At 68.7% G+C, this 24,132-nt stretch carries 28 protein-coding genes and 1 riboswitch; of the genes, 16 read left to right on the forward strand and 12 right to left on the reverse strand.

Translation table 11 applies throughout. The features are described from left to right. Positions 1 to 174 precede the first annotated feature (174 nt). The 8 genes from GBO37_RS09505 (at position 175) to GBO37_RS09535 (ending at position 5,349) form a co-directional block, all read left to right on the forward strand. Entirely contained in the window at positions 175 to 639 is a 465-nt protein-coding gene (locus GBO37_RS09505; RefSeq protein WP_252928622.1) for an Rrf2 family transcriptional regulator, read from the forward strand. Positions 640 to 787: 148 nt separating this feature from the next. Then, positions 788 to 1,000 (forward strand): hypothetical protein, encoded by a 213-nt coding sequence (locus GBO37_RS09510; RefSeq protein WP_194886050.1) that lies wholly within the window; start codon positions 788 to 790, stop codon positions 998 to 1,000. Between the two features lie 17 nt (positions 1,001 to 1,017). Beyond that, positions 1,018 to 1,143 carry a hypothetical protein gene (locus GBO37_RS21460; RefSeq protein ID WP_256480468.1) on the forward strand — a complete coding sequence of 42 codons (126 nt, stop codon included), beginning with the start codon at positions 1,018 to 1,020 and terminating at the stop codon, positions 1,141 to 1,143. A gap of 24 nt (positions 1,144 to 1,167) precedes the next feature. After that, positions 1,168 to 2,142 (forward strand): sulfate ABC transporter substrate-binding protein, encoded by a 975-nt coding sequence (locus GBO37_RS09515; protein ID WP_252928623.1) that lies wholly within the window; start codon positions 1,168 to 1,170, stop codon positions 2,140 to 2,142. After that, positions 2,139 to 2,978 (forward strand): sulfate ABC transporter permease subunit CysT, encoded by an 840-nt coding sequence (gene cysT / locus GBO37_RS09520; protein ID WP_252928626.1) that lies wholly within the window; start codon positions 2,139 to 2,141, stop codon positions 2,976 to 2,978. Before GBO37_RS09515 ends, cysT begins: the two co-directional genes overlap by 4 nt. Further along, positions 2,971 to 3,831: a sulfate ABC transporter permease subunit CysW gene (gene cysW / locus GBO37_RS09525; protein WP_252928629.1), complete on the forward strand. Its 861-nt coding sequence runs from the start codon at positions 2,971 to 2,973 to the stop codon at positions 3,829 to 3,831. The genes cysT and cysW overlap by 8 nt, the downstream gene beginning before the upstream one ends. A 13-nt stretch (positions 3,832 to 3,844) precedes the next feature. Beyond that, positions 3,845 to 4,564 carry a sulfate/molybdate ABC transporter ATP-binding protein gene (locus tag GBO37_RS09530; protein ID WP_252928632.1) on the forward strand — a complete coding sequence of 240 codons (720 nt, stop codon included), beginning with the start codon at positions 3,845 to 3,847 and terminating at the stop codon, positions 4,562 to 4,564. A 158-nt stretch (positions 4,565 to 4,722) separates the two neighbouring features. Next, positions 4,723 to 5,349 carry a TetR/AcrR family transcriptional regulator gene (locus GBO37_RS09535; RefSeq protein WP_127897622.1) on the forward strand — a complete coding sequence of 209 codons (627 nt, stop codon included), beginning with the start codon at positions 4,723 to 4,725 and terminating at the stop codon, positions 5,347 to 5,349. Here the strand turns inward: GBO37_RS09535 and GBO37_RS09540 are convergent, their stop codons facing one another. Continuing rightward, positions 5,350 to 5,787 (reverse strand): DUF1810 domain-containing protein, encoded by a 438-nt coding sequence (locus GBO37_RS09540; protein WP_252928635.1) that lies wholly within the window; start codon positions 5,785 to 5,787, stop codon positions 5,350 to 5,352. Between the two features lie 161 nt (positions 5,788 to 5,948). Between GBO37_RS09540 and GBO37_RS09545 the strand changes: the two genes are divergently transcribed. From GBO37_RS09545 to GBO37_RS09575, 7 genes are all read left to right on the forward strand, one after another. Then, entirely contained in the window at positions 5,949 to 6,431 is a 483-nt protein-coding gene (locus tag GBO37_RS09545; RefSeq protein ID WP_252928638.1) for a DUF421 domain-containing protein, read from the forward strand. A 65-nt stretch (positions 6,432 to 6,496) separates the two neighbouring features. After that, positions 6,497 to 7,423 carry a LysR family transcriptional regulator gene (locus GBO37_RS09550; RefSeq protein WP_045982581.1) on the forward strand — a complete coding sequence of 309 codons (927 nt, stop codon included), beginning with the start codon at positions 6,497 to 6,499 and terminating at the stop codon, positions 7,421 to 7,423. Positions 7,424 to 7,528: 105 nt separating this feature from the next. Next, on the forward strand, positions 7,529 to 8,518 hold the full coding sequence (locus GBO37_RS09555; RefSeq protein WP_252928641.1) for a tripartite tricarboxylate transporter substrate binding protein: 990 nt from the start codon (positions 7,529 to 7,531) through the stop codon (positions 8,516 to 8,518). A gap of 85 nt (positions 8,519 to 8,603) precedes the next feature. Further along, entirely contained in the window at positions 8,604 to 9,104 is a 501-nt protein-coding gene (locus GBO37_RS09560; RefSeq protein ID WP_252928643.1) for a tripartite tricarboxylate transporter TctB family protein, read from the forward strand. Positions 9,105 to 9,113: 9 nt separating this feature from the next. After that, the gene (locus tag GBO37_RS09565; protein WP_252928645.1) at positions 9,114 to 10,607 is read left to right on the forward strand and encodes a tripartite tricarboxylate transporter permease; all 1,494 of its coding nucleotides are present in this window, start codon (positions 9,114 to 9,116) and stop codon (positions 10,605 to 10,607) included. A 3-nt stretch (positions 10,608 to 10,610) separates the two neighbouring features. Continuing rightward, complete coding sequence (locus GBO37_RS09570) at positions 10,611 to 11,471, forward strand: shikimate dehydrogenase (RefSeq protein ID WP_252928649.1); 861 nt, start codon at positions 10,611 to 10,613, stop codon at positions 11,469 to 11,471. Next, positions 11,468 to 13,345: a bifunctional sugar phosphate isomerase/epimerase/4-hydroxyphenylpyruvate dioxygenase family protein gene (locus tag GBO37_RS09575; protein WP_045982585.1), complete on the forward strand. Its 1,878-nt coding sequence runs from the start codon at positions 11,468 to 11,470 to the stop codon at positions 13,343 to 13,345. Before GBO37_RS09570 ends, GBO37_RS09575 begins: the two co-directional genes overlap by 4 nt. Before the next feature lie 27 nt (positions 13,346 to 13,372). On the opposite strand, the gene GBO37_RS09580 is transcribed toward GBO37_RS09575, so the two are convergent. The 5 genes from GBO37_RS09580 to GBO37_RS09600 all read right to left on the reverse strand — a co-directional run bounded on the left by GBO37_RS09580 (position 13,373) and on the right by GBO37_RS09600 (position 18,268). Continuing rightward, complete coding sequence (locus GBO37_RS09580) at positions 13,373 to 13,573, reverse strand: hypothetical protein (RefSeq protein WP_127897629.1); 201 nt, start codon at positions 13,571 to 13,573, stop codon at positions 13,373 to 13,375. 127 nt (positions 13,574 to 13,700) lie between these two features. Then, complete coding sequence (locus GBO37_RS09585; protein ID WP_252928652.1) at positions 13,701 to 14,684, reverse strand: spore coat U domain-containing protein; 984 nt, start codon at positions 14,682 to 14,684, stop codon at positions 13,701 to 13,703. After that, the gene (locus GBO37_RS09590) at positions 14,681 to 17,026 is read right to left on the reverse strand and encodes a fimbria/pilus outer membrane usher protein (RefSeq protein WP_252928655.1); all 2,346 of its coding nucleotides are present in this window, start codon (positions 17,024 to 17,026) and stop codon (positions 14,681 to 14,683) included. The genes GBO37_RS09585 and GBO37_RS09590 overlap by 4 nt, the downstream gene beginning before the upstream one ends. 25 nt (positions 17,027 to 17,051) lie before the next feature. Continuing rightward, complete coding sequence (locus tag GBO37_RS09595; protein WP_148911128.1) at positions 17,052 to 17,765, reverse strand: molecular chaperone; 714 nt, start codon at positions 17,763 to 17,765, stop codon at positions 17,052 to 17,054. A gap of 11 nt (positions 17,766 to 17,776) precedes the next feature. After that, positions 17,777 to 18,268 (reverse strand): spore coat U domain-containing protein, encoded by a 492-nt coding sequence (locus GBO37_RS09600; RefSeq protein WP_046000628.1) that lies wholly within the window; start codon positions 18,266 to 18,268, stop codon positions 17,777 to 17,779. Positions 18,269 to 18,599: 331 nt separating this feature from the next. Here GBO37_RS09600 and GBO37_RS09605 point away from each other — a divergent pair, with 331 nt between their 5' ends. Continuing rightward, a complete protein-coding gene (locus GBO37_RS09605; protein WP_252928659.1) occupies positions 18,600 to 19,496 on the forward strand; it encodes a GAF domain-containing protein in 897 nt (298 codons plus the stop codon). Between the two features lie 15 nt (positions 19,497 to 19,511). Here GBO37_RS09605 and cobF read toward each other — a convergent pair whose 3' ends face one another. From cobF to cbiT, 6 genes are all read right to left on the reverse strand, one after another. Beyond that, the gene (gene cobF, locus GBO37_RS09610; RefSeq protein ID WP_252928661.1) at positions 19,512 to 20,252 is read right to left on the reverse strand and encodes a precorrin-6A synthase (deacetylating); all 741 of its coding nucleotides are present in this window, start codon (positions 20,250 to 20,252) and stop codon (positions 19,512 to 19,514) included. Beyond that, complete coding sequence (locus GBO37_RS09615; RefSeq protein WP_252928663.1) at positions 20,249 to 20,914, reverse strand: energy-coupling factor ABC transporter permease; 666 nt, start codon at positions 20,912 to 20,914, stop codon at positions 20,249 to 20,251. The genes cobF and GBO37_RS09615 overlap by 4 nt, the downstream gene beginning before the upstream one ends. Before the next feature lie 30 nt (positions 20,915 to 20,944). Then, positions 20,945 to 21,161: riboswitch (cobalamin riboswitch) on the reverse strand. A gap of 20 nt (positions 21,162 to 21,181) precedes the next feature. Further along, positions 21,182 to 22,519, reverse strand: a complete 1,338-nt coding sequence (locus GBO37_RS09620) for a cobyrinate a,c-diamide synthase (protein ID WP_252928666.1) — start codon at positions 22,517 to 22,519, stop codon at positions 21,182 to 21,184. After that, positions 22,516 to 23,283, reverse strand: coding sequence for a precorrin-4 C(11)-methyltransferase (gene cobM / locus GBO37_RS09625; RefSeq protein WP_252928668.1), 768 nt, complete (start codon positions 23,281 to 23,283; stop codon positions 22,516 to 22,518). The genes GBO37_RS09620 and cobM overlap by 4 nt, the downstream gene beginning before the upstream one ends. After that, positions 23,280 to 23,603: a cobalamin biosynthesis protein gene (locus GBO37_RS09630; protein ID WP_252928670.1), complete on the reverse strand. Its 324-nt coding sequence runs from the start codon at positions 23,601 to 23,603 to the stop codon at positions 23,280 to 23,282. The genes cobM and GBO37_RS09630 overlap by 4 nt, the downstream gene beginning before the upstream one ends. Next, a partial coding sequence (cbiT, locus tag GBO37_RS09635; RefSeq protein WP_252928672.1) for a precorrin-6Y C5,15-methyltransferase (decarboxylating) subunit CbiT occupies positions 23,585 to 24,132 on the reverse strand: 548 nt, incomplete at its 5' end. The genes cbiT and GBO37_RS09630, both read right to left, overlap by 19 nt.

The raw sequence follows: 24,132 nt of genomic DNA on the forward strand, positions 1-24,132 counted from the left end.
TCAGCATGCCGCAATAGAATATAAAGTCTAGCGTGATTGTCGTTATTAGCGATGACCGGGTGATCCCGGCGCAGACATGCCGAATAAAAACCACGCCGCCGGGTCGTCTTTTCTTTTCGCAGGGCGCGATCCGCCTTATATCCGGTGGACAGCAACGCAGTCCGGGGCAGGGTCATGATCACGCAAAAGATGAAATACGCGCTGAAGGCCCTGCTGGTTTTGGGCGACGAGGCGCGCAGCCCGCGTCCCGAGCCGCTGACGATCGAAGTCATTGCCAGGCGGTCGGGCACCCCCAAGCGGTTCCTGGAGCAGATCCTGCTGGAGGTGCGCAATGCCGGTGTCGTGGCCTCGATCCGTGGACGGTCGGGGGGGTACACGCTGATCAAGCGCCCCGAGGACGTGTCGATCTCGGAGCTGCTGCGGCTGATCGACGGACCGATCGCGCCCCTGCCGTGCCTGTCGCGGCGTGCCTATCAGCGCTGCGAGGACTGCACCGACGAGGCCAGCTGCCGCCTGCGTCGCGTGTTCTCGGAGGTGTTCTGGTCCTATCTCATCCTGATTGAATCCCTCAGCCTGGCTGACATGCTGGGCACGCCCGACGTGGCGCAGGCGGTGCTGCAGGACAGCGCGACCGCCTGAGCCGACCGCGATCGGGCAATTCCGGAGAATAATCATCTCTTTTCACGACCGAAATAGGCGTGATTCTTCCTTTGCTAAACACGAGTATCCCTGTCGTTATTAAGGTATCGCAGCGCCGCACGTGGCCCGAACCGAAAGGGATGACCCGATGACCTCGACCCACCCCCTGACCCATGGCCGCCCGGCGCTGTGCGCCGTGACGCTGATCGACCGCCGCACCGGCCGCCCGCACCGCGTGAACGGCGCGGCCCTGGTCGCGCTGAGCCGCGACCCCCACGGCGCCGCGGCCGAACTGCTGGCCGGTCGCGACGCCCGCCTGTGGGATGCCCGCATCCAGCCGCTGCCCGCCAGCGCCCGCTGACCCGGACAGGCCGGCCCATGACCCCGATCGCATCCAGCACCCCCGCGCAGACCGCCGGCCCGGACGCGGCCACGGCCCCCCAGACCCGGCGCACCGCGCCGGGCTGGTGGCCGACCGGCCGTCTGACGCCCACCGGCATCTGACCTTTGCACATCACGAGGACCTTCATGTTTTTGCGCCCCGCCATCCTGTCACTGCTGCTGCTGGCCCCCGCCGCCCATGCGCAGGATCTGCTGAACGTCAGCTATGACCCCACGCGCGAGCTCTATCGCGACGTCAATCAGGCCTTTGCCGCCCATTGGCAGGCCCAGGGCCATGATGCCCCGACCATCGAGACCAGCCACGGCGGGTCGGGCGCGCAGGCACGATCCGTGATCGACGGCCTGAACGCGCAGGTGGTGACGCTGGCGCTGGCCAGCGACATCGACCAGATCGCCGCCGCCGGAAAGCTGCCGGCCGACTGGCAGTCGCGGCTGCCGCACAATTCCAGCCCCTATACCTCGACCATCGTGTTCCTGGTGCGCGACGGCAATCCCAAGGGCATCCAGGATTGGGGCGACCTGACCGCCGAGGGGGTCGAGGTGATCACACCCAACCCCAAGACGTCGGGCGGGGCGCGCTGGAACTATCTGGCGGCCTGGGCATGGGCCCAGAAGAACGGCCGCGATCCGGCCGCGTTCGTGGGCCAGATCTTTGCCAACGTGCCCGTCCTTGACACCGGCGCGCGCGGCTCGACCACGACCTTTGCACAGCGCGGCATCGGCGACGTGCTGCTGGCTTGGGAGAACGAGGCCTATTTGGCGCTGGCCGAACTGGGCGAGGATCAGTTCGACATCGTCGTGCCCAGCCTGTCGATCCTGGCCGAACCGCCGGTGGCCTTGGTCGATGGCAACATCGCGGACGACGCGCAGCGTGACCTGGCCAGCGCCTATCTGGACTACCTCTATACCCCTGAAGGGCAGGCCTTGGCCTTCAAGCACTATTACCGCGCGTGGGACGCCAGCGCCGCCGACCCCGCGGATGTCGCCCGCTTCCCCAAGCTGGAGCTGGTCACCATCGACGACTTGGGCGGTTGGGCCAAGCTGCAGCCCCAGCATTTCGGCGATGGCGGCATCTTCGACCAGATCTATGTGGCGAAATGAGCGGTCGACCCCTCATCAGCCGCACGGCGATGCCCGGTCTCGGCCTGTCGGCCGGGATCACCCTGTTCATGCTGACGCTGGTGGTGTTCCTGCCCATCGGCGCGCTGCTGTGGCAGGGCGCGGCCTTCGGCCCGGCGGCCGTGTGGGACACGATCAACCGCGAGCGGGTCTGGGCGGCGCTGTGGCTGTCCTTCCGGCTGTCCTTCTTGGCGGCCTGCTTCAACCTGATCTTCGGGGTAATCCTGGCCTGGGTTCTGGTCCGCTACCGCTTTCCGGGCCGGCGCATCGTCGATGCGGCGGTGGATCTGCCCTTCGCACTGCCCACCGCGGTGGCGGGCATCGCGTTGACCGCGCTTTACGCGCCGAACGGAGTGCTTGGCAGCATGGCCGGTGATCTGGGCTGGCGCATCGCCTATACGCAATGGGGGATCTGGCTGGCTTTGGTCTTCGTGGGCTTGCCCTTCGTGACCCGCACCGTCCAGCCGGTGATCGAGGAGATCGAGACCGAGGTCGAGGAGGCCTCCGCCACGCTCGGCGCGTCGCGCTGGCACACCCTGCGCCATGTGATCGCGCCGATGCTGATGCCCGCGGCGCTGACCGGCTTCGCGCTGTCGCTGGCCCGCGCGGTCGGCGAATACGGATCGGTCATCTTCATCGCGGGCAACATCCCGCTGCGCACCGAGATCGCCCCCCTGCTGATCGTGATCCAGCTGGAGGAGTACAATTACGGTGCCGCCGCCGCCATCGGCCTGGCGATGCTGTGCATCAGCTTTTCCATGCTGCTGGCGATCAACCTCATCCAGATCTGGTCACGCCGGAGGATCGGTCATGTCTGACGCCACCCACCCCTTCCGCCGCGCGACCGAGGAATCACCCGCCGCCCGGTGGGCACTGATCGCCGTCGCCGTGGGGGGCCTGGCCCTGCTTGTCGGCGCCCCGCTGGTCATCGTCTTTGCCGAGGCCCTGTCGCGGGGTTGGGCCGCCGCGGTCGCAAGCCTGGCCAGCCGCGACGCGCAATCCGCGATCCGCCTGACGCTGCTGATCACCGCCATCGCCGTGCCGCTGAACGCGGTCTTCGGCATCGCGGCCGCCTGGTTCGTCACCAAGTTCGACTTTCGCGGCAAGGCCTTCCTGATCACGCTGATCGACCTGCCGTTCAGCATCAGCCCGGTCGTGGCCGGCCTGTGCATCGTGCTGCTGTTCGGCGCCAATTCCGCGCTTGGCGGCTGGCTGGTGGCCAGCGGCTATCCGATCGTGTTCGCGGTGCCGGGCATCGTGCTGGCCACGGTCTTCGTGACCTTTCCCTTCGTCGCGCGCGAACTGATCCCCGTGATGATCGAGCAGGGCCGCGCCGAGGAGGAGGCCGCGCTGACGCTTGGCGCATCGGGCTGGCGGGTGTTCCGCACGGTGACGCTGCCCAACATCCGGTGGGCGCTGCTGTACGGCACGCTTTTGTGCACCGCCCGCGCGATGGGCGAATTCGGTGCGGTCGCGGTCGTGTCGGGCAAGATCCGCGGCCAGACCGCGACCATGCCGATCACCATCGAGATGTTCTACAACGAATACCTGTCGGTTGCGGCGTTTTCCATGGCGGCGCTGCTGACGGGGTTCGCGCTGCTGACGCTGATGCTCAAGACCGCGCTGGAACTGCGCCATGCCGACGCGTTGTCGGCCACCCGCCGCCATTAGGGAAGGACAACCCATGCATATCCAGATCGACGAGATCGCCAAGGAATTCGGGACCACCACCGCGTTGCATCCGGTGTCGCTGTCCATCCCCTCGGGCGCGCTGGTGGCGCTTCTGGGGCCGTCGGGTTCGGGCAAGACGACGCTCTTGCGCATCCTGGGCGGGCTGGAGTTCCCGACCTCGGGGCGGGTGCTGTTCAACGGCCAGGACGCCACCGGCATGACCGTCCAGGACCGGCGCGCGGGCTTCGTGTTCCAGTCCTATGCCCTGTTCCGGCACATGACCGTCTTCGAGAACATCGCCTATGGCCTGCGCGCCCGGCCCCGCGCCAGCCGCCCCCCCAAGGCCGAGATCGAGCGGCGGGTGCTGAAGCTGCTGGACCTGATCCAGCTGCCCCAGATCGCCGACCGCTATCCGACCCAGCTGTCGGGCGGGCAGCGCCAGCGCGTGGCCCTGGCTCGCGCCCTGGCGATCGAGCCGCGCATGCTGCTTCTGGACGAGCCGTTCGGCGCGCTGGACGCCAAGGTCCGCAAGGAGCTGCGCCAGGGTCTGCGCGACATCCATGACGAGACCGGGCTGACCACCGTCTTCGTCACGCATGACCAGGACGAGGCGATGGCGCTGGCCGATCTGGTCGTCGTCATGTCCATGGGCCGGATCGAGCAGATCGGAAAGCCCCAGGACATCCGCACCCGCCCTGCCACCGCCTTCGTGCGCGAATTCGTCGGCGCGTGACGGGCGCCCGCCGCGGGTCATGTCCTGTCGGCGGCGGGTGGTCAGGTGTCGCGAATGCCGCTGCCGCCTCTTGCGAAATGCGGCCAACTCTGCTTGCAGTTGCGCAGACCAAATGCGGTTCGCGATGCTGCGATGACGGACAGGACACAGAGGCTGCGATGACCGGGACGACCCTGCGTGGCAACGTCTATGCGAACGCCATCGAGGCGCTGACAGAGCTTGCGGCGCGCAACGGCGCGGTCCCGTCGATCCAGGAGATCGCCGACCACATGGGCGTGTGCCGGGACCGGATCGACCAGCTGTTTCCCAGCATCCAGCATCTGCTGGTCGCGATGGCCGAAAGCGCGATGATGGTGCTGAACCAGACGCTGATCGACTGTGTCGCGGCCGCCCGCCGCGACGATCCGGTCGCGCAGTTCCTGGCCATCGCGAACGGCTATGTCGAATGGGCGCATCGCCATCCCCGCGAGTTCCGGATCGTCGGGTCGATGCCCGCCGGCAATTTCGAAGGCAACGAACGCCTGATGCGATATGAGGCGTCGATCCACGAATTGATGATCAGGCTGCTGCAGCGGGCGCAGGCATCCGGCCTGATCGCGCGGGACCAGGACCTGGTGACCTTCGTTTCTGTCGCGCACACCTTTGCCTATGGGGTGGCCAGCAAGATGCTGTTGGGCGATCTGGCCCGCTGGAACCCCGGATCGTCCGACATCGAGGCCGCGCGCACCAACATGCGCGTCTTTATCCTGCACCTGCTGCGCCCGTCGGGTCACGCGGTCGCGTGACTAGGCGTGCAGGCGGCGCGCCGTCACGGGGCAGGGCCGACCGTCGAAGAAGGTGTCCAGAATCGTCGTGAAGACCGCGGGGCCATCGACGGCGAACAGCGTGGCCGACGACCGCAGCTTGCCCGCGTCTATGGTGCCAAAGATCGCCTCGGCCGACCGGTCGTCATGGTTCAGAACGGCCTGCGCGCAGGCGATCAGGCGCGGACCAAGCAGCGGGTGCGCCAGGTACCGCCGTGCCTCGTCGCGGTCCGCTATGCCGTACAGGTGGGACATCGCCGACTGTCCCAATCCGCGCAGCTGCGGAAAGATGAACCACATCCAGTGGCTTTCCTTGCGGCCCCGCTCCAGTTCGGACAGCGCGACGGCATAGACGCGGTCCTGCGCGGCGACGAACCGATCGAGGCTTTCGGGGTCCTGTGCGGGCGAATGACGGGTCATGGGGGTGCTGCCTTTGGGTTTCGGACGGGACATCAGGACAACGCCCCGACCGGCCTGCCGGGTTCACCTAGCCGGGCAGATGTCCGACGGGCATCGGCCCAAGGCGAACCGATCCGTTCCCCCCACGTTGGACCCTGCAACGTGATGACGGAGGGGATCGGATGGATTGGGGCGCAATGTTCTTTCAGGGCTGGGAAGGCATCGTGCGCACGCTGCTTGTCGGCACCTTGGCCTATGTCGTGCTGGTGGCTTTTCTGCGCATCGCCGGCAACCGCAGCCTTGCCAAGCTGAACGCCTTTGACTTCGTGGTGACGGTCGCTCTGGGCTCGATCCTGGCCAGCATCCTGCTGCAGGAATCCATCGCGCTGGCCGAAGGGGCCACGGCGATCGGCCTTCTTCTGCTGCTGCAGTTCATCGTCACCTATGGGTCGGTCCATTCCGCCACCTTCGCCCGGCTGATCCGATCCGAGCCGAGCCTGCTGGCCCGCGACGGCCGGTTCTGCAGCGCCACGATGACCCAGCAGCGGCTGACCGAGGACGAGATCATGGGCGTCGTCCGGTCGGCCGGGGCGCGCGACATCGCCGAGGTCCGCTTCGTCATCCTGGAGGCCGACGGCACCATCAGCGTGTCGCTGCAGCCGTGAGGGCGACCGGCGCGGGGCGCGATCGGAACCTTGCAATGCGCGCCTTTCCGCCCGAAGCATAAGCGATGAGAGAGCTTACCCTGCGCCAGGTCGAGGTCGTGCGCGCCGTCATGATCGCCGGCACGATCCAGGGCGCCGCCGATCTGTTGAACGTGTCCGCACCCGGGATCAGCCGGCTGATCAAGCATACCGAAAGCGGCCTTGGCATCCGGCTGTTCGAACGCAAGGCCGGGATCTTCGTCCCCGCGACCGAGGCGCATGCGATCTTTGCCATGCTGGAGCAGGTCCACCGGCAGATGGACAACCTGAACGTCGCGGTCAGCGCGCTTCAGAAGGGGCATCAGTTCACGCTGTCCTTCGCATCCGCGCCCTCGATCGCGCAATTCATCGCGGCGCGGGTCATCCGCGGGCTGCGACAGCGGTTCCCCGATCTGGACATCGACCTGGACATCCTCAAGATCGAGGAGACGCTGGACTATCTGCTGCTGGAAAAGGGCGAGGTGGTGATCATGTCGTCGCACCTGGACAACCCCGGCATCCAGTGCACCCCCATCGGCGAGGGCCGGATCGTGGCCATCATGCCCGAAGGGCACGTGCTGGCGCGGAAGCTGGCCGTGTCGATCCACGATCTGGTCCAGTATCCGTTCATCGGCGTCGATCCGTCCGACCCCTATGGCAAGACCCTGGCGCGGCCCTTCGACGATGCCGGCCTGACCCCGCGTCACGCGATGCGCGGGCGGTTCGCCCAGACCATCGTCAGCCTGGTGCGCCACGGCCTGGGCGTCGCGGTCATCGACGAATTCTCGGTGGCCGAGGTGTACATGGCCGGGCTGGTCCGCCGGCCGCTTGTCGAGCCCGCGACGATCACCGCCTGGTCGGTGCAGAAACGGGGGCGCCAGCTGTCCAGCTTTGCCGAACAGACCGTGACCCTGTTCCGCCGCGAACTGGGCCGGGCGCGGGCACGCGAGAGGTGGGACCAGCCCGCCGATTAACGTCAGGTTACGTTCCGCGTTCAATCGGTATTTGCGGTTAGCCCTGCGATCTGAGATGCATGGGCGACGGCCCAGGAGGATGGGCGCTGATCTGAGGGAGGAACGATGCGACATTTTGTTTACGGCGCGGCCGTGGTGCTGGGTCTGGCGATGCCTGCGATGGCCGAATACCCCGAACGCGACATCCAGGGCATCATCCAGTGGGGTGCCGGCGGGTCGACCGACACGGTCAGCCGTTCGGTGACGCCGCATGCCGAGGAGATCCTGGGCGCCAAGGTGATCCTGCAGAACGTGACCGGCGGGGTCGGGGCCATCGGCCTGAACCAGGCCGACCGCGCAGATGCCGACGGCTATACCCTGCTGTTCGGGGCCGAGAACCCGCTGCTCTACAAGGTCATGGGCCTGGGAGAGAAGGACTATTCGGACTTCGTGCCGATCAACGTCATCGCGCGCGGCATCCCCATCCTGGTCGCCCAGCCCGATGCGCCCTTCGACACCTTCCCCGAGATGATCGCCTATATCAACGAGAACCCGGGAGAGGTCCGTTTCGGTTCGACCGGGCCGGGCGGCCTGCCGTCTGTGGTCACGGCGATGATCAACGACAAGACCCCGATCGAGGTGACCGCCGTGCCCTATGACGGCGACGGCCCGGCGCTGACCGCGCTGCAGGGCGGGGCGATCGACGTGATGCCCGCCGTGCTGGGCGCCGCGCTGGAGCCGGTGCGGGCCGGCAACCTCAAGGCCATCGCGATCTTCGACACCGAGGGCGTGTCGCAGCTGCCCGACGTCCCGGCGATCACCGACACGAACCCGGAATTCGCCGACCTGCTGCCCTGGGGTCCGTTCTTCGGCATCTTCGTCAAGGCGGGCACCCCCGAAGACATCGTGGCCAAGCTGACCGACGCCTATGGCCAGGCCACGCAGAACGCCGACTTCCTGTCGATGATGGAGGGACGCGGCTTCCGCATGCTGTCGCTGACCGGCGCCGAAGCCCAGGAGTTCCTGGACGGCTGGCAGAGCCAGACCGCCTGGATCCTGTACGACGCCGAGATCGCCAAGAACTCGCCCGAGGATTTCGGCATCAGCCGTCCCTGATCCGTCCCGATCATCGCCGCCCCGTCCGACCGGGGCGGCATCCCAAGGTCCGCGCAAGTCACAGGTCCGACGGAGGGACCCATCCATGGAACCGACCCCCAAACGTCGTCCGGGCGAACTTGTCTTCAACATCGCCGTCATGCTGGCCAGCTTCGGCCTGCTCTATTCCGCCTACGGCATCTCGGGCTTCGAGGCGCTTTCGGCCCCCGGCGCGGTGCCGATGGCCACCACCGCGATCATGGCGGTCTGCGCGATCATCATCCTGGTCCAGACGCTGCGCAAGGGCACGGGCGGCGGGCAGACCATGGCCGCCGACATCCTGCCGCTGATCGTGATCGTGACCATCGCGATGATCGCCGCTTATGCGGTGCTGCTGCGGCCGCTTGGCTTCCTGCCGACCTCGGTGCTGTTCCTGCTGGTGATGATCCGCTTTCTGTCGCGGCGCGGATGGGGCTTCTGCCTGGCCGTGTCGGTGGGCACCATCTTCGTGATCTGGATCATCTTCCGCCTGATCTTCGCCGTCCTGATGCCCCAGGGCATCATCCCCGAGGGACGCATCGTCTCTGCCATCACGTCGCTGTTCTGAGGGCGCATCATGGACATCCTGTCGAACCTGCTGATCCCGATCGTCAATCTTGACCTGCTGATGCTGATCGCCGTGGGGACCTTCGCGGGCATCTATGTCGGCGCGATCCCCGGCCTGTCGGTGACGATGGCCGTGTCGATCCTGATCTCGTTCACCTTCTCATGGGAGGTCTATCCGGCGCTGGCGCTGATGATCGGCATCTACATGGGCGGCGTCTATGGCGGGTCGCGCACCGCGATCCTGCTGAACATCCCCGGCGCACCATCGGCCATCGCCACCGCCCTGGACGGATTTCCCATGGCCCAGCAGGGCCGCGCCGGAGAGGCGATCGGCATCGTGACCGTGGTCTCGTTCATCGGCGGCTTCATCGGCATCTTCGCCCTGGGCGCCTTTGCCCCGCTGCTGTCGGATTTCGCCATCGGGTTCCAGCCGCGCGACTTCATGCTGCTGGCGATCATGGGCATCCTGCTGGTCGGATCGCTGTCGGGCGACAGCCTGGTCAAGGGCATCTTTGCGGGCGCCCTGGGCATCGGCGTGGGCGCGGTGGGCATGGACCCGCTGACCATCCAGGACCGGTTCGTCTTCGGCATCTCCGAACTGCGGGGCGGGATCTCGTTCGTGGCGGTGATGATCGGCCTTTTCGGCGTGTCCGAGGCGTTGATCCAGCTGCACAGCATCCACACCCCGGCCGTGCGTCAGAAGATCACCGGCATCATCCCCAGCTGGTCCAAGGTGCGTCGGCACCTGCCGCTTGGCCTGCAGACCTCGACCATCGGCACGGTCGTGGGGGCCCTGCCGGGCACCGGCGGCGACATCGCCGCGCTGATGGCCTATGACCACGCCAAGCGCGTCACCCGCAACCCCGAGACCTCCTTCGGCAAGGGCGCCATCGAAGGGCTGGTCGCCCCCGAGACCGCCAACAACGCCGCCGTGGGCGGGGCGTTCATCCCCATGCTGACGCTTGGCATCCCGGGCGACGCGGTCACTGCGATCATGATCGGCGCGCTGTTCATCCACGGCCTGAACCCCGGCCCGATGCTGATGATCGAACAGCCCGACATGTTCTGGTTCATCGTCAGCTCGCTGGCGCTGGCCAACGTGTTCATGCTGATCTTCGGTCTGACCGGGATCCGCCTGTTCGTGCGCATCGTCGAACTGCCGCGCACGGTCCTGCTGCCGGTCATCATGGTGCTGTCGATCGTCGGCGCCTATGCGGTCAACAACAGCCTGACGGATGTCTACTGGATGCTGGGCTTTGGCGTGCTGGGCTATTTCATGCGCCTCTACGGCTATCCGCTGGCGCCCATCATCCTGGGGGTGATCCTGTCGCGGCTTCTGGACGACAACTGGCGCCGGGCCATCATCAGCGAGCGCGAGGATTTCGGCGCGATGATGATGGGCATCTTCACCAGCCCGCTGTCGCTGTGCCTGTTCCTTGCGGTCGTGATGATCCTTGTCACCAACACGCCGTGGTGGGCCCGGCGGCGCGCCCGCAAGGCCTGAGCAATGAAAGACCTGACCATGACCGACACGATCCTGCTGGGCCTGATCGGCGACAACATCGCGGCCTCGCAGTCGCCCCGCCTGCACCGTCTGGCAGGCCTGCAGAACGGGCGCCGGGTGCGCTATGAAAGCCTGATCCCCGCGGTCGAGGGGCTGGACTTCGACGCCCTGTTCGCCCGCTGCGCGGCGGGGGGCTATCGCGGCATCAACGTCACTTATCCCTACAAGGAGGTCGTGGCGGGCCGGCTGCGCATCGACGATCCGCTGGTCAGGGCGATCGAGGCCTGCAACACGGTGCTGTTCGACCCGGAGGGGCCGCGCGGCTTCAACACCGACTATTCCGGCTTTGTCGCGGCCTATCGGCGCGTGCGGGGCGAACGGGCGCCGGGGGCCGTGCTGATGATCGGCGCGGGCGGTGTGGGGCGCGCGGTGGCCTTCGGCCTGATCGCCTTGGGCGCAACCGAGATCCGGCTGGCCGATCGCGACGCGGCCAAGGCCGACGGCCTGGCCGATGCGCTGCGCCGCGCCGCGCCGGGGCTGGTCGTGCGGACCGGCACCGATGCGGCGGCGCTGGCGCCCGGCGCGCAGGGGCTGATCAACTGCACCCCCGTCGGCATGGTCGGCTATGGCGGCACGCCCTTGCCCGCCGATCTGATGATGGGGGCGGAGTGGGTCTTCGACGCGGTCTATACCCCGGTCGACACGCCGTTCCTGCGCGATGCGGGGGCGGCGGGTCTGGACGTCATCTCGGGATACGAGCTGTTCGTGGGGCAGGGCGTGGATGCCTGGGCCATCTTCACCGGCCTGCCCTTGGACGAGGCGCGCCTGCGCGACGATCTGGCGGCCGGGCGGGACGCGCGATGAAGACCTCGATCGCCACCGTGTCGCTGTCGGGCAGCCTGACCGCCAAGCTGGCCGCCATCGCCGAGGCCGGGTTCGACGGCATCGAGATCTTCGAGCAGGATTTCCTGGCCTCGGACTTCACCCCGGCCGAGGTCGGGCGCATGGTCCGCGACCACGGGCTGGAGATCACGCTGTTCCAGCCTTTCCGCGACTTCGAGGGCCTGCCCGAACCGCATCGCAGCCGCGCACTGGCCCGGGCCGAACGCAAGTTCGACTTGATGAACCAGCTGGGCACCGACCTGATGCTGGTCTGTTCGACCGTCCATCCGGCGGCCATCGGCGGCATCGACCGCATGGCGCGCGATTTCCGCGACCTGGGCGATCTGGCGGCCCGCCACGGCATCCGCGTGGGCTTCGAGGCGCTGTGCTGGGGCCGCTTCGTGAACGACCACCGCGACGCCTGGGAGGTGGTGCGCCGCGCCGACCACCCGAATGTCGGCCTGATTCTGGACAGTTTCCACACGCTGGCGCGCCGGATCGACCCGGCCTCCATCCGGGCCATTCCGGGCGACCGGATCTTCTTTGTGCAGCTGGCCGATGCGCCGGCCATCGACATGGACCTGCTGTACTGGTCGCGGCATTATCGCAACATGCCGGGCGAGGGTGATCTGGACGTGACCAGCTTCATGCAGGCGGTCGCGGCGACGGGCTATGCCGGACCGCTGAGCCTTGAGATCTTCAACGACCAGTTCCGGTCGGGCCTGCCGCGCATGGTGGCCAAGGACGGGCATCGCAGCCTGATCGCGCTGATGGATCAGGTGCGGCGTGTCGAACCGGCCGCCGCCCCCGACCTGCCGCGCTTTCCCGCCCCGGCCCCGGTCGAGCGGATCGAATACATCGAATTCGCCACCAGCGCGGCCGAGGCCCCCACGCTGGAGACGCTGCTGTCCAGCCTTGGCTTTGCGGCAGGGGGGCGGCATGTCTCCAAGCCCGTGACGGTCTGGCGTCAGGGCGGCGTGAACGTTCTGGTCAATTCCGACCCCTCGGGCTTTGCCCACAGCGCGTACGTGACCCACGGGACGACCGTGTCGGAAATCGCGCTGATGGTCCCCGATGCCCGCGCCGCGTATCAGCGCGCGACCGCGCTTCTGGCGCGGCCGCTGGTCCAGGAGACGCCGCCGGGACAGCTGGCGATTCCCGCGATCCGGGGCGTCAGCGGCAACGTGATCCGCCTGCTGGATGCCACGTCGGACTTGGCAGGCATCTGGCAGGTCGATTTCCGCGCGACGCCCGCGCAGGCCGGGGCCGGGATCACCGGGATCGACCACATCGGCCAGACCATGGCCTATGACGAGATGCTCAGCTGGTCGCTGTTCTACACGTCGATCTTCGACGCGCAGAAGGCGCCCATGGTCGATGTCGTGGACCCCGACGGGCTGGTGCGCAGCCGGGCGGTCCGGTCGGGCGGGCTGCGGGTGACGCTGAACGGGGCCGATGCGCGCCATACCCTGGCCGGCCGGTTCATCGAGGACAGCTTCGGCGCCTCGGTCCAGCATGTGGCCTTTGCCAGCGACGACCTGTTCGCCACCGCCGCCGCCTTGGCGGAACGCGGTTTCGCCACGCTGCGGATCGGCGCCAACTACTATGACGACATCCAGGCGCGGTTCGGGCTTGATCAGGGCTTCGTCGACAGGATGCAGGCGGCATCGATCATGTATGACGAGGATGAGGGCGGACAGTTCTTCCAGCTGTACAGCGAACCGCGCGCCGACGGCTTCTTCCTTGAGATCGTCCAGCGACAGGGCAACTATGCGGGCTATGGCGCGCCCAATGCCCCGTTCCGCATCGCCGCGCAGAAACGCGCCGCCCGTCCCGCCGGAATGCCGCGCCACTAGCGTCGCGGCGGCCGCGGCTCACAGGCGTCAGCGCAGCGCGACGTTGCGCAGCAACTGGATCTGCGTGACCGTCTCGACCACCCGATAGGTGGTCGCGCGGTTGCGATGCAGCACCGTCAGCGAGGTCAGGCCACCCACCGTTTCGTGCGTTTCAAAGTCCGTGTCGCGGTCAAAATCGATGGCCCGCGGTTGCAGCGTGTCGGGGTCGGTCAGGATCATTCGGGGCATGGCATGTCCGTCTTCGCAAAGGCTGGGCACTGTCGGTCGGCGCAGGTAAACTGCATCGTTCATCCTTTGGTTGCATCGTGCCAGCCCAGATCAGCCGATTTTCGCCGCTGCCCGATCCTTGGACAGATCAATAGGTGACCGTGACCACGACGGTATCGGAATAGGCACCGGGCGGGGGCGTCGGCTGCGGGGGCACGCGGCCATGGACCGTCACGGCGCGCGAGACCCCGGTGCCCGCATCCGTCGTGGCCAGGCCGTCCGCGATCAGCCCCCATGGCTGCGTCCGGGCCGCATCGCGATACAGTTGATAGCCCACGCGATGTCCCGCCAGATCGCGCATCTGCCGGCCGCCGATCCCCGCCGCCTGCAACCCGTGACCCAGCCCCAGGCTGTAGCTGGTTCCCGCGGTGCAGGTCACGCGCACCTGGCTGGTCGCATCGACCGGCCGGTCCAGCAGGCCATGCTGACCAAAGTCCAGATCGTCGGCGACGACGCGGCAGTTCGGGCGGACCTGGGCCTGCACGGCAAAGGTGAAGCCCGTCACGCGCGTGTCGCATCCCAGAACCGGCCTGCACGTCTCGGTCGTGGCGCGGACATCCAGCGGCTGACGCGAAAAGGTCGCGCTGTAGGCACCCGGCACGGCCGCGTTCTGCGCGCCGGGGACGCGGGCATAGACCGGCACGTTCATGCCCGTCGTCGTCAGCAGCGACAGGACCGAGCTGCCCGTCAGGACCACGGGCTGCCCGCCATGCGTTCCCTGACTTCCTCCGAAGATCGTCGTGTGGGTCGGGTTCTGGTACAGGTCATAGGCCAGGCTGCTGCCCGACGGCCCCCCAAGGCGGCGCAGGCTGCCGAACAGGCCAGCCGAACCGCCGCCCAATTCGATCGTCACCGTGATCGAGGTCAGCAGCCCCAGGAAGGTCGAGCAGTTGACCGCGATGTTGCCCGTGGCGGTGGTCGGGCTGCTGCCCAGGACATCGACGGGCCCCAGCACGATGTTGCTGGCCGAGAAGGTGCAGCTTTGCGCCCGGGCCGGAGCGGCCAACCCAAGGGCCAGCAGGCCTGCGATCAGGAACAGCAGGATGGCACGCGGGAAGGGGGCAGGGGTCATAGGCAGGGCACCTTCTGCAGATGGGTCAGCACACCGGGTTCGTCGACATAGGCGACCTCGGCGCGGCAGCGCCGCCCGTCGGGATAGGACACCGCGATCACGTTGGTCTCCTGCATGCCGGACAGGAACGTCTCTCCATCAAATCCGACCAGGTTGTCGCCGCCATCATCGTTCAGCACCACCCGTCCCCCGACCTCCAGCGGCTGGCCCTGGCCGTCGACCAGCCCGATCAGCGCCTCGCGCGTGCTGGTCTGCACGCCGAAGGTGACCGTCGCCCCCGACCGGTGGGCCGGGCGGACGACCCGCTGCGTGGCATCGGCGGCCGCATCCAGCGGCAGCCCAAGCGGGTCGATGGAGATCGCGTTGCCCTCGTAGGCGCGCAGGTCGGGAACCAGGATGCGGCCCGACCGCCCGGTGCGGCCGACGGTGCGATTTTCGGCGCTGACCTCGACCCCGGGGGCGCCGGCATCGACGACGGCAAAGGCGTCCTGGACCGGGCGCGATAGGAAGACGCCGCCGCCCGACGCGACGATCGCTCCGTCGACCCGCAGGCCCACGGCCTGGGCGCCCGACTGGCTGCGCGCCGCGACCTCGACCCGACCCAGCTGGTTCTCGTATCCCGCATTGGCCCGGATCGAGCGCCCGTCCCCCTGGTCCGCCTGCACCCGCCAGTTCCAGCGCGGGATGTCGCCCGCGCTTTGGCCGCTGATCTGCGCATAGTGACGCCATCCGACCTGGCGGCGTTCGGACTGCATCCCGGCATAATGCCGGGTTCCCAGGGGGATCTGCAGCTGGACCCCCGCGGTCGTGTCGCGCCGCGATCCGCGCAGCGATGTCGCGCTCAGCGTCACGCTGCTGTCGCCCCACAGCCTCCGGCTGAAGGACAGGCCCAGGGCGGTTTCACGGGCGACCGGGCCGGGCGCACGGATGTCGGAAAGAAACAGGCTGGCGCCGCTGCCGATCCGGCTGTCCAGCGGCATCGACAGGCTGACCTGGGCGAACTGGTGGGGAAAGTCGTATCGGTCGGTGCGCGCGCCCCGCGGGGTGGCCGACACGGCGGCGACGTCATCGAACCGCCCCTGGGTCCGCATCAGGCGGCCTGACAGGGCGGCGGACCCGATCGACAGGCTGGACGACAGATCCAGCAGCGCGCCGCGGCCCCTGTCGGACCGGCTGCCGGCCAGGCCAAGGCTGGCCGTGCCCAGATGGCCGATCCGGACCACCGCCCCCGCCCCCGCCACCTGCAGGCCGCGCCCCCCTTCGGCATGGGCCGACAGGGTCAGCGCGTCGGTCACGCCATAGCGCAGCGTGCCCACGCCGAAGATGTCGTCGCCATAGCGATCGCCTGGCGTGCCGATGCCCAGCCTGGGCCGCCCCACGGACAGCGCGAAATCGGCAAGCCCCGGTTTCAGCAGCAGGTCCGACATCAGGAAGGGCAGATCGACCTGCGTCTCGCGGCCCGTCACGTCGCGCACGACGACGCGCGCCACCCCCGACCCCCCGGTCAAGGGCAGGTCGCGGATGCTGAACGGGCCGGCGTGCACCTCGGCGGAATAGGCCCGGATCGAATCCGAGAAGACCTCGACCGTCGAGGGCAGGGCGGCACTGCCCTCGAACCCGGCCAGCGGGATCGTGACCAGATCGGGCTGCAGGCCGAAATTGCGCTCGACCATGGCGCCGCCCATGCGGACCGGCCTGGCCCAGGAGGGACCGCGTGACGCGATGTCCCCGACCTGGACCTGCATCGCGCGCCCGGGGAACGAACTGCGCCAGCTGGTCTCCAGCCGTCGGTACCGATGCGATCCGTCCCCGTCCGGCGCGACGACGAATGCGTGGTTCAGCACCCCCAGGGGCATGAACAGCCGCCCGTCGACGCTGCCCGAGACCAGCTGGCCGCCGGCCCCCGCATCGCCGCGCCAGGTCTCGACGTTCAGCCCATAGTTCAGCACCACGCCATAGCCCTGATCGACCGCGGGTCCGGCATCGTTGCCGGGCGGGGTGTCCTCTGCCAGGGTACCGGCGTCAAGTTCGTGGGGCGCTGCGATGTCGGGCGGGACGATGAAGCGGATCGTCTGGTCGGGCGCGACCAGGCGCCAGCCAAGGCCGGGGATCTGGTCCAGCCTGACCTCTCCGGTCACGGCATCACCGGCCAGGATGCCGCTGGTGCGCAGGTCCTCGGCATCCGCGCTGAGGACGCCGTCGCCCACGTCGGTGAAGCGGGCGATCAGGTTCCTGGGCTGGCCGTTCACGAACACGTCCAGGTACAGGTCCTGCCCCGCCTCGGGTGGCGGGATGTCCTGGGCCCCCGCCGGTCCGCAGCACAGCGACGCAAGAACGGTCATGACCAGCCACCCTCGGCCGATGCGCTCAGCGCATGGGGACATCGACGTCCAGCGCCCCCAGGTTGGTCGCGGCCGACAGCCGCGCCGAACCGCCCAGATGCCCCGCCGGCGCGATCGGCCATTCCATCGACGATCCGCCCAGCACGTATCCCAGCAGGCCGGGATGGCGCACCGTGGCGCCGTTCGGCGCGCTCAGCGTGACGTCGGCGATGCGCAGGCGGCTGTCCCCGGTGTTCTGGGCCACCAGATGTGTCGCGCCCCCCGATCGGCGCAGCGACCAGCGGACATCGGCGGACCGCACCCCGGCATCGGCGAAGAACACCGGGATGCGCAGTTCGGTGGCAAAGGCCACGGCGCCCGCCTGTCTGCGCGACTGGTCCGGGATCTCGTTCAGGACGACGCGATAGGCCTCCTCTCCGCTGACCGGGGTGCGCGCGACACGGACGACGCGGATCGTCTGCGTCGCGCCGGGTGCAAGCTGGATCGCGGGCGGGCTGACCACGACATCCGCGCTGCGTTCCAGGCTGTCTTGGGCGCCGGGCTGCAGCCAGCGGAAGACGCGCGACTGGACGGTGATCGGCCGGCTGCCGTCGTTGCGCAGGGTCAGGGTGGTCGCCGCCCCGGGCGCCGGAACCTCCAGCAGCACCGGAGAGACCCTCAACCCCTGCGCCGCGGCTCCGACCGCCAGGCCAAGCGACATCGACACGGCCAGAAGGCCGCCTGCAAGAAATCCACGCATGGTCTGGCCTTTCAGTAGGTGACGGTCACCGTGACGGTATCGGTATAGGTTCCGGGGGCAGGCGTCGCCTGTGCCAGGACCCGGCCGAAGACCGTGAAGGATTGCGCGTCGCCCGTCCCCGTCGCGGGCTGGGTGTCCGCGCCTACGGCATTGCCCCAGTTCGTCACCCGCCCGGCGTCCTGGAACAGGGCATAGGCGATCGTCTCTCCGCCCGACGTCATCTGGCGCACGCTGGTCGTGGCCCCTGCGCCCAGCCCTTCGTTCAGGCCGATGTCATAGGGGGTGGTGTCGGTGCAGGTGACCTCCATCGTGGCCGTGGCATCGACATCCGTGCCAAGCACGCCCTGGGTCCCGAAATCCAGCGTCTCGGTCGAGGTGATCTCGCATTCGGCGACGATGGTGATCCGGACGTCAAAGCTGTCCGTCGTCACCGTCTGCGCCAAGGGCGCCGTCGCCGAAAGGGCGATGACGGCCAAGATCGTCGGAAAAATTTCCTGTGTCATGATGGTTCATATGCTCCAAAATTCGAGAACGCCGATCCGAAGTTTTGCAGACTAAGCAAAAAGCACATCTTAAAGGTGTATTAAGAAGTATTGGGCACAGTGATTTCGTGTCAAACTAAACCTTACAGTGTGTAACCTTGATTTTGCGCAAATTCCCCATATCCGCGGATCGTCCCGCGGACCCATGCCTTACCCCTGGCCGCGGCGGTCATTGTCGTCGCAGTCCGGGTATCGAAAGAATTCGGTCATGACCTTGAACTGGAAAAGTGCGGGTGACCCTGGCGCCGGGTCCGCCGCCGCAGATGGCACCCCGCGACGGCACATGTCCGGAATGGACGTTCCGCCGACCGATTCGGGCCTGATCCGTCTTTACGAAAACGGCGTGCTGCGTCCGACGCGGACGCCAGTCTTCGACCGCGTCGTCGAGCAGGCGCGGCGGATATTCTCCTGCCAGGCCAGCCTGCTGACGATCATCGACGAGGCGAACGACCGCCAGTTCTTCAAGGCCGAGGCGGGCCTGATGCTGACCGCGGACGAGGATCGCGTCACGTCGCTTGCCTATTCCTTCTGTCGGATCGTCGTCGCGAATTCCGCGCCGCTGGTCATCGCGGATGCCCGGATCGACCCGCGGTTCAGCGGGCATCTGGCAATCGGCAGGTTCGGCGTGGTCGCCTATCTGGGCGTGCCGGTCAAGGACGAGACGGGCAGGGCCATCGCCGCCCTCTGCGTGGCCGAAAGCAGGCCGCGGGACTGGACCTCGGCCAATGTCGAGGTGCTGCAGGCTTTCGCGGAAGGTGTCTCGACGCAGATCAAGACGATGGTCCTGTTCGAACGGATGCGGACCGCCATCGGTCAGGAACCGGGCGGCGCCTCGGCCCTGCCACAGCCTGCCAGCGCGGTCCTGACCTATCACCATGCCCCCGATGGGACCGAGACGATCGACGCCGCGACCGCGGAGACGCAGCAGATCTGGGGCATCCCGGCCGCCGAATACATGGCGCGGTTCGGCGATGTCTTCGCCTTCTGCATGGTCGAGGATTATCCGCTGGCCCGCGCATCGTTCGGAAACTCTGCCGCTGGAATGATCCCATGGCACCATCGCTGGCGCATCCGTCTGCCTGACGGTCAGGTCAAGTGGCTGGAGGGGCATGGGCTTCCCGCATCCGGTCGGAACGGCGGGCTGACATGGGACTGCACGATCAACGACGCGACCCGCCTGACATCCTGACGTCCCGCGCGCCGGTCACGCTGCATCGTCGCGGGCCAGCAGATAGCAATCCATGATCCAGCCATGCGCGGCCCGGGCGGCGGCGCGTGCCGCCTCGATCCGCGGTCCGGCCTCGGTCAAGGGGCCCGCCTCCAGCAGCTGTTCGGGCATGCCCAGATAGGCGCCCCACCAGATCCGCAGGCCCTGCGGGGGCAGCGTCGCAAAGGCGCAGGTGCCGTCCAGCATCACCACGACCCGTTCGGCGTCGCCGGGAAAGCCCGCGTCGCGCAGCCGCCGCCCGGTGGTGATCCGCACCTCGGATCCCAGGGCGTTCAGCGGAATGGCATGGGCAGCGCACAGGGCCTGGATCGCGGTGATTCCCGGGATCACCCGTGCGCGCCAGTCCAGACGCGCGGCAATGCGCAGGCTGCTGTCATAGAGCGACGGGTCGCCCCAGACCAGCATCGCCACCGTCCCGCCCTGCGGCAGCGCCGCCGCGACGGCCGCCGCCCAAGCTTGCGCGATGGCATCATGCCATTGGTCGACGGCCTCCAGATAGGGCAGGTTTGCATCGCGCACCGGCAGGTCGATCTGGGCCACGGCGCCGCCGGGGCGGTGGCGGTCCAGCATCGCGCGGCGCAGATGGGCCAGATCCTCCTTCCCGGCGCCCTTGCGGGGGATCAGGACCAGATCGGCCTCCTGCAGGGCGCGGACGCCCTGCAGGGTCAGGTGGTCGGGATGGCCCGTGCCGGCCCCGATCAGCACCAGATCGATCATGCGTAGAGCCGGGGCGTCACCAGCCCGCTGCCGCGCAGGCCGCGCGCCGCCTTGGCGCCCGCCAGCGCGGCCAGATCGACCAGCGGCTCGACCACGATGACCAGCAGATAGGCCGCGCCGAAGGACAGGACCCCCGCCGTCGCACCGGCGCCCTGACCATAGAACGCCCAGAACGCGACCCAGGCCACGATGCCCCCCTGATAGGCCGCCGACAACGCCAGCGCCTGACCATAGCGCAGGTCCACATAGGCGGTGTCCGGCGCAATCACCCGCCGCGCCACCGCCTGCAGCGCGAATAGCGGCACCAGCAGTGTGGTCACGTTCATCCCGTATTGCGGCAGATCGAACGGCGCGAAGAACAGTCCCTGGATCAGCAGGCCCAGGGCCAGCCCGATCGCCGCCGGCGCCGCGCCCAGGATCAGGAACAGCGTCGATCCCAGGATTAGGTGCACCTCGGACACGCCCACGGGCGCGGTGGGCAGGACCTGGAAGAACACGAAGGTCGCGGCCGTCGCCAGCGCCCCGCGCGCCGCCAGCGACGCCCCGCCCTGCGCGCGCAGGGCCTGGGCCGCCAGCCTCAGCGCGTAAAGCCCGGCCGTGGCGGCCGTGGCATAGCCCAGTATCAGCTTGGCGCCGGTGACGACGCCCTCTTCGATATGCATGTCATCCTCCTGTGGCCGTCCACCCGACGGCATGGGGTTGCCTGACATGGCCGGTTTCCTGGCTTGCGGGTCCGGGCGCGGCGTCGGCCTTCCCGGATCGCTCCAGTGGCATGGGTGACGCGCGCTCTCCGCATACAGTCGCGGGGGCGGCCGGGGCTTCGGGTGCCGCGATTGGGTCCACCCTTCCCCGTTCCCGATGAAGCCCGGCGTTTCACGCCTGACGGGCACCATTCAGAGGGTCAGATAGACGGGATCGCAGGGCCTGCGTCAAGTCGCGGCCGGGGCGATCAGGTGAAAGAACGTGCCGGTCACATGCCCGCCCCCGGACATCGTCCGGTGGCTGCCGGTTTCCTCCACCGCGGCGCCGGTCGCGTCGGTCACGCGCGCCAAGGGCGCATCGGGCTGGGACAGGATCGAGGCATAGTGGAATTCATGCCCCCGCAGCGCCGTGCGACCCAGTCCCGGCAGGGCCGTCAGCGGATCGGCGCGGCGGTATCCCAGATGCATGCGGCGCTTGGCATAGCTGGTCTCCAGCCGCAGAAGCCCCAACATCTGGTGTCGCTTTCCAGCAGCGTCCACCAGACCTGCCCCAAGCGCCATGTATCCCCCGCATTCCCCATGCACCGGCCGCGTTCCCGCAAAGCGGTGCATGGCCGTGCGGAACCCGTCGCAGGCGGCCAGCCGGGGCGCGTGCAACTCCGGGTATCCCCCCGGCAGCCAGCAGCAGTCGGCGCTGTCATCCGGCCCCTGATCCGCCAGTGGCGAGAACGGCAGGATCGTGGCCCCCGCGCGCCGCCACGCCTCCAGCACATGCGGATAGACGAAGCTGAAGGCCGCGTCGCGGGCCAGCGCGATCCGCCCGCCGGGGGGCGTCAGCGGACGCGGCGCGGCGGCCTCGGGCAGGGCGCGATGGGCGGCGGCGGCGATGATCGCCTCCAGGTCGCAATGCGCGGCGATGAAATCGCCCGCATGGTCCAGGATGGCCTGCAGGCCCGCGGTCTCCTCGGCCTGGATCAGGCCCAGATGGCGTTCGGGCAGGGTGATGTTGCCCTGCCGCGGCAGGCTGCCCAGCACCCGGATGCCCGCCTGCGTCATCCCCTCACGGATCAGCCGGTCATGGCGCGGCGAGGCCACGCGGTTCAGCACCACCCCCGCAAAGGGCAGGTCGGGGCGCAGCGTGGCAAAGCCCCGCGCCGTGGCCGCCGCCGACTGTGCCTGCCCGCTGACATCCAGGATCAGCACCACGGGCCAGCCCATCATCTGGGCGATTTCGGCGCTGGAGCCGATGCCGGTTTCCCCCGCCGTCGCCACCCCGTCGAACAGGCCCATCGACCCCTCGGCCAGGACCAGGTCGGCGGGCGGCTGGCCGGTCGCATGGGCGATCAGCCGCCCCGGCTCCATCGCCCAGGCATCCAGGTTGAAGCTGGCCCGCCCCGAGGCCGCGAAGTGAAACCCCGGATCGATGTAGTCGGGCCCCGACTTGAAGGGCTGCACCGTGAGCCCCTGCCTGCGCAAAGCGGTCAGCAGGCCCAGCATCAGCATGGTCTTGCCCGTCCCCGATGCGGGGGCCGAGATCATCAGGCCCGGCGTCAGGGGGCGCGTCATTCCGGAAACCTCGGCGCGTCGCCCACGGGGCGATAGCGGCGGTCGTAATCGGCGGCGTAAAGACGGCTGTCTTCGAACCCCTCGCCCGCCAGCGCGGGCCCGACCAGGATCAGCGCGGTCCGGTCGATGCCCTGCGCGTGCACGGTGGCCAGCGTCGCGCGGATCACCCGCTGGTCCGGCCAGCTGGCCCGCCAAACCACCGCCACCGGGCAATTAGGGCCGTAATGCGGGGTCAGATCGGCCACCACCCGATCCAGCGCGTGGATCGACAGGTGGATCGCCAGCGTCGCCCCGGTCGCGGCAAAGGCCGCCAGCGTCTCGCCCTCGGGCATGGTCGAGGCGCGCCCCGGCGTGCGGGTCAGCACCACGGATTGCGCAAGGCCCGGCAGGGTCAGTTCGGTCTGCAGCGCAGCGGCGGCGGCGGCAAAGCTGGGCACGCCGGGCGTCACATCGAAGGGGATGTCCAGCGCCCGCAGGCGGCGGATCTGTTCCCCCATCGCGGACCAGACCGACAGATCGCCCGAATGCAGCCGCGCCACGTCCTGGCCCGCCGCATGGGCGGTGGCGATCTCCTCCACGATCTGGTCCAGCGACAGGGGCGCGGTGTTCACCATCCGCGCACCGGGCGGGCAATGGGCCAACAGCGCGGCAGGCACCAGCGACCCGGCATAGAGGCAGACCGGGCAGGCCGCGATCAGGTCGCGCCCGCGCAGGGTGATCAGGTCGGGCGCGCCGGGGCCTGCGCCGATGAAATGGACGGTCATGGAACCTCTGCGATGGCGATGGTGACGGGACCGAAGGTCCTGCGCGGATGGGTCAGGCGGCCGCCCGCCCCAATGGCGGCGGCCTCGGCCACCGATCCGGTGCCGAAGGCGGCCAGGATTCGGGGCGATTGCGTCGGCGTGGCGATGCCCGCCACGGCGACCAGATGCAGCGGCAGGCTGTGTGCATCAGCCAGCGGACGCAGTTCGGCCGCGCGTTCGGGGATGGTGGCCAGCGCGTCAGCACCGCCCGCGGCCTCCAGCGCGGCCAGCAGGGCGGGCAGGGGGGTGCCGGGGCGGCAGCCTATTCCGGCGATCCGCATGTGACGCTCCATTGCACGATCGGGCGGGCGGGGGTCCAGCCGCGCATTCGGCCCAGGGGGGCGGCCTCGGCGATGTCGATGCGCAGCAGCCGGCCGCCGTGATCCGCGTGCCAGCGGGTTAGCAGCGATTCCGTCTCCAGCGTCACGGCATTGGCGACCAGCCGCGCGCCGGGGGGCAGGCGGGCCCACAGCGCCTCGAGCACCGCCTGCGACGCGCCGCCGCCGACAAAGATCGCATCGGGGGTGTCGGAGGGCAGCGCCTCGGGCGCCGACCCTTCGATCACCGTGATCCGCCCGCCCAGGCCGAAGGCATCGATATTGGCGCGGATGGTGGCGATGCGGTCCGCGCGCGGCTCGACCGTCACGGCGCGACCCCCGGCCAGCGCCCATTCCACCGCGACCGAGCCCGAACCGCCGCCGATATCCCAAAGAACCTCTCCCGCGCGGGGGGCCAGCGCGGCCAGCGTCAGCGCGCGGATGGGCGATTTGGTGATCTGCCCGTCATGGGTGAAGAGCCCATCCGCCCGCC

The sequence above is a fragment of the Paracoccus sp. 08 genome (assembly GCF_024105395.1).
In the GTDB taxonomy this organism is placed as follows: domain Bacteria; phylum Pseudomonadota; class Alphaproteobacteria; order Rhodobacterales; family Rhodobacteraceae; genus Paracoccus; species Paracoccus marcusii.